This is a genomic window from Acinetobacter sp. V2 (assembly GCF_001188385.1).
Lineage (GTDB): Bacteria > Pseudomonadota > Gammaproteobacteria > Pseudomonadales > Moraxellaceae > Acinetobacter > Acinetobacter oleivorans.
Map to the genome: position 1 here is coordinate 91,172 of NZ_JZFB01000007.1, position 4,814 is coordinate 95,985.

At 40.2% G+C, this 4,814-nt stretch carries 6 protein-coding genes; 4 read left to right on the forward strand and 2 right to left on the reverse strand.

Annotated elements, in window-relative coordinates:
- A partial coding sequence (locus UC75_RS22210; RefSeq protein WP_228137458.1) for a LysM peptidoglycan-binding domain-containing protein occupies nucleotides 1–432 on the reverse strand: 432 nt, incomplete at its 3' end.
- 122 nt (nucleotides 433–554) lie between these two features.
- Here UC75_RS22210 and def point away from each other — a divergent pair.
- From def to UC75_RS16955, 4 genes are all read left to right on the forward strand, one after another.
- Nucleotides 555–1,085 carry a peptide deformylase gene (gene def / locus UC75_RS16940; RefSeq protein ID WP_004795267.1) on the forward strand — a complete coding sequence of 177 codons (531 nt, stop codon included), beginning with the start codon at nucleotides 555–557 and terminating at the stop codon, nucleotides 1,083–1,085.
- A gap of 43 nt (nucleotides 1,086–1,128) precedes the next feature.
- Nucleotides 1,129–1,554, forward strand: coding sequence for a DUF2946 family protein (locus UC75_RS16945; protein ID WP_005309169.1), 426 nt, complete (start codon nucleotides 1,129–1,131; stop codon nucleotides 1,552–1,554).
- Between the two features lie 72 nt (nucleotides 1,555–1,626).
- Nucleotides 1,627–3,741, forward strand: a complete 2,115-nt coding sequence (locus UC75_RS16950) for a TonB-dependent copper receptor (RefSeq protein WP_049838256.1) — start codon at nucleotides 1,627–1,629, stop codon at nucleotides 3,739–3,741.
- A 54-nt stretch (nucleotides 3,742–3,795) separates the two neighbouring features.
- On the forward strand, nucleotides 3,796–4,002 hold the full coding sequence (locus tag UC75_RS16955) for a hypothetical protein (RefSeq protein WP_049838257.1): 207 nt from the start codon (nucleotides 3,796–3,798) through the stop codon (nucleotides 4,000–4,002).
- A 68-nt stretch (nucleotides 4,003–4,070) separates the two neighbouring features.
- Here UC75_RS16955 and UC75_RS22215 read toward each other — a convergent pair.
- Nucleotides 4,071–4,814: oxygenase MpaB family protein (locus UC75_RS22215; RefSeq protein WP_228137459.1), on the reverse strand; the 744-nt coding region annotated here is incomplete at its 5' end.

Genomic DNA, 4,814 nt, shown 5'->3' on the forward strand with positions numbered 1-4,814 from the left:
GTTAAGTGATTCCACACGAACTTGAGGTTGCAAGTTTGTCATTTGGCCTGTGTAGCGACGAATAATGCCAACGCAACCATCTCCCTCATCTTTACCGATCAATGGTCGACCCGCTAAACTGCATAACAACAAGCGGTCACCAGGATAAATCCAGTGTGGATTTTTGACATGTTGATTATTTGCCCAGATTTCTGGCCAGCGCCAAGGTTTACTTAGGAAATGACCGGAAATATCCCACAGCGTATCTCCGCGTTTTACAACGTAGACATGTGGTGCATTACTTTTTAGAGAGGGTGGATTATGGTTTGGACTAGCAGCATGAACCTCTGCTACTGTACCCATTGCAACCCCTGTAAAAAGTGCGAAAGCAAGTAAATGCTTTTTTATCCCCAAAGCATGAAATTCAACCATGCCGTTAAAAACCTTTTTCATTATGATAATTCCTAAAAATTATGCGTGCAGATGCGTTATAATAGGCGGCTAACACACAATTTTTCGATGAAGTATTTCCTTCATTTGGTTTTTCAATCAATGGCATAAGTGAGGACGTCAGTATGGCCTTATTACCTATTTTAAGTTTTCCTGATCCCCGTCTTCGTACCATTGCTAAGCCTGTTGAAGAAGTTACTGATGAAATTCGTCAACTTGCAGCAGATATGCTTGAAACCATGTATGCCGCACCCGGTATTGGTTTGGCAGCTTCACAAGTAGATCGTCATATTCAGTTAATCGTTATAGATTTATCTGAAGCTAAAGATGAACCCTTGGTTTTTATTAACCCCAAAATCACTCCACTGACAGAAGATAAGCAGCAGTACGAAGAAGGCTGCCTATCGGTGCCACAAATATACGACAAAGTTGAGCGCCCGTCACGTGTGAAAATTGAGGCAATTAACCTTGAAGGTCAAGCATTTGAGATAGAAGCTGATGGACTTCTCGCTGTTTGTATCCAACATGAAATGGATCACTTAAATGGCAAATTATTTGTGGATTATTTGTCGCCACTTAAACGTCAACGTGCTCGAGAAAAAGTCGAAAAAGTTGTTCGTCAACGTGAGCGTGAAAAAGTTGCAGTAAAACGTTAAAAATTTCTATTCTTGAAACATTAATATAGTGTGGATGTGATTTTTGGTTTTTCGTAGTGGTTTACTGCTTGCATGTGCAGCAGTATTTTTACAGGTTGCGGTATTTCTACAGCCGCTATTACCGAAGCAATATCAAATTGCTCCGGTCTGTGAAACTATTACTCGTGCTTTGCTTAAACCCAAAGCACAAATGGAAACCATGTCACATACCATGCATTCACATCATGAACATCATATTGAACAGGCACAAGCTTCTGGGCAACATGATCATCATGATGCAAATCACCAGTGTCAATATTGTACCGTCTATGCCAATCTGGTTTTACCACCTGAGTTTGGTGTAAAAGAAGTTTTAGTCCGCATACAAGTCCGCTTAGTTGCCTATCAACAAGCATTTCGACATGTTTACTTTGCGCTACAGCGACTTTTCCTACTCCCTCAAGGGCGCGCACCGCCTCTATTTGCATAAATAAAAGCAATTTTTTGTTGGGGTCTTAACTGACTTCAATATCACTTTATTTATGTTTTAGAGCGTATAAAAATGCCACATTCTAAATTCTTATTACAACCTCTATGGGTTGCGATGCTTGCTGTCTCTCATTCGGGTCTCGTTTTTGCTGATTCGGAAAAAAATGATGCTGATACCAAAACACTTCACTCATTAGCACCTATTGTTGTTACAGCACAACAAGGTAACGATGCAAATGGTCTGATTGTACATGCAGATCCAAAGCAGCCCATTCAGCCAGTACCTGCTACAGATGGGGCAGACTATCTACAAAGTATTATGGGTTTTAACTCAATACAAAGCGGTGGAACAAATGGTGATGTGACCTTCCGAGGCATGTTTGGTTCACGCATCAAAATTTTGACAGATGGAACAGAAAACCTAGGTGCATGTCCAAACCGTATGGATGCTCCAACTTCTTATATTTCACCAGAAAGTTATGACCGTATTTCTGTCATTAAAGGTCCGCAAACTGTTCAATATGCCAATACAGGTTCTGCTGCGACTGTTCTTTTTGAACGTCAGCCTGAGAAACTCACCTCTGAAAAACCTTATCGTGGACAAGCGAGTGTCTTATTGGGTTCATATGGACGTATTGACCATAACGTTGAGGCGGCAATTGGCGATGAAAAGAAATACATCCGTTTAAATGCCAACCGTTCAGAGTCTAATAGTTATCAAGATGGTGATGGCAATACTGTGCCTTCAGCATGGAAAAAGTGGAATGCTGATGTAGCACTTGGTTTCACTCCAGATGAAGACACTTGGATCGAGCTCACGGGTGGGAAATCTGATGGTGAATCGCTTTATGCTGGACGTTCAATGGATGGTTCTCAGTTTGCGCGTGAAAGCTTAGGGCTACGTTTTGAAAAGAAAAATATCACTGATGTCATTAAGAAAATTGAAGGGCAGGTGAACTACAGCTATAACGACCATATTATGGATAACTTTAGCTTACGTACTCCGCCATTAGTTGAAATGAATCATGGTGGTATGACCATGTTGATGCCGAACGCGATGGCAATGGAGGTAACGCGCCGTACATTAAACTCACGTTTGGCAATGACTTCTGAATGGAATAAGTGGAGTTTGATTACAGGTGTAGATTCTCAATTCAATAAACATGGCGGTAGCATGTCATCGCCAAATATGCCTTCTATGAATGTTCCATATCGTCAAGATATGCGTTTTCAATCATACGGTGCTTTTGGTGAACTTGGTTATCAATGGAACGATCTCAACAAACTGGTCACAGGTGTGCGTTTAGATCGAGTCACAGTTGAAGATGAGCGCGCCGATTCTCAGGCAAAAGGCTTTAATACTAAACTTGAAAAGACTTTACCAAGTGCATTTGTACGCTGGGAAAACCAACATCCTGAGCATGACCTAAAAAGCTATATCGGTTTAGGTTATGTAGAGCGTATGCCAGATTATTGGGAGCTTTTCTCGCCTAAACATGGTAATGCTGGTTCAACCAATACTTTTAACGGTGTGAATCCTGAGAAAACATTACAGTTGGATATGGGCTTCCAGCAGCAACATGGTGCTTTAAATACATGGGCTTCTGCTTATGCAGGCTTAGTAGATGACTACATTTTAATGAGTTACCACCATCATCCAAGTATGGGAATGGATGGGCATGACATGAGCCATGATATTACTGCGGGTGCCAAAAATATCGATGCAACCATCGCAGGCGCGGAAGCTGGTATTGGATATCAATTTACCGACCATATTCAGGCAGATTTGAGTGCGATGTATGCATGGGGTAAAAACACTACAGATGACAAACCACTACCTCAAATTTCACCTTTAGAAGGTCGCTTAAATATTCGCTATGTAGCTGACAAATATAATTTAGGTCTGTTGTGGCGAGCTGTTGCTGAGCAAAACCGCGTGAGTCTACATCAAGGTAACATCGTGGGGTATGACCTCAAACCAAGTAAAGGTTTTTCAACTCTTTCTTTAAACGGAAGTTACAACCTTCGTAAAGATATTGATGTCTCTGTTGGCGTTGATAACGTATTAGATAAAACCTATACCGAACACTTAAACAAAGCGGGTAGTGCAGGTTTTGGATTTGCGAGTGAAGAGCAATTCAACAATATCGGAAGAAATTACTGGGTTCGTATGAGCATGAAGTTTTAATAAGCTATAGCGAATGAAATGAACTGAAAATATTAATTGAATGAGAGAAATGAAATGACAAATAAATTATCGCCTGAACAATCGTGGTGGGGATGGAAGTCACTTATTGTGGCTTGTATCTTGAGCTTATTGTTTATGATCATTTTTTATTTGGCGATCAACAATGAGCCTGACTACATGCCAAGTCAAAAAAATAAGCAAATGATGGAGACACCTGAGCAAATGAATCACGCTGAAATGCATAGTTCATCATCTCAATAAGCGTCTTAATATTTGAAAAAGGAAGTCTGGTTAACAGGCTTCCTTTTGTTATTTTTAGGTTTTAAAAATTATTGATGCATACTTGCTAAGGTTTTTGCCTTACCTTGATTCTGATAAAGCGTTAAGCCAAGCTTTTGTATATTGCGACCTGATTTGGATAAAAACTTTTCAACTTTTGGTGAAAGCTTCGCACCACTATAAAGTAGTGAATTGCGCACAATCAAATAATAAGCAAACCATGAAGCAGACTGCTGAGGCAATCCAAGTAATTTCATTCTTTTCTTACCAATAAAAAATTGGGTAAGTTCTAAATGTTGGCGGTAAGCGAGCTTCTGCTGCAAAGAGCGTAAATGCAGATATTTTCTCTCAAAAGGCTCTTTAGATAAACTCGATCCTAATTCAACACTGCTGTGATCAGAGCGAGGGTGAGCAAACTGCATCCAGTAAAGTAACCGCCAACCTTCGGATTCAGATTGAATAAGCCATTTTTCATCAATACCTATTAACCAGCCAACATAGCGCCAAAAATGTAAAAAACTCTTAGCTTCTTGTTTCGTTGGCCATACACCTAAAGCTCTAATACCGAGTAAAACTACACTGCTAAAAGCCAAATTAGTCATTGCTAAATCAAATTGATTAAGAGGAATTCCCCAAACTTCACTATCCCAACGATCAGACTTTTTTAATTGTCGGCGAACAAGTGCATGAATAAAGCGAACATAAATCGTTGACGTGAAACCTGAGCTTAAACGAGAAAGCCCCTGAGGTTCAGTAATATCAACCCACCATTTTGTGGTTTCTGCTAAACGAGT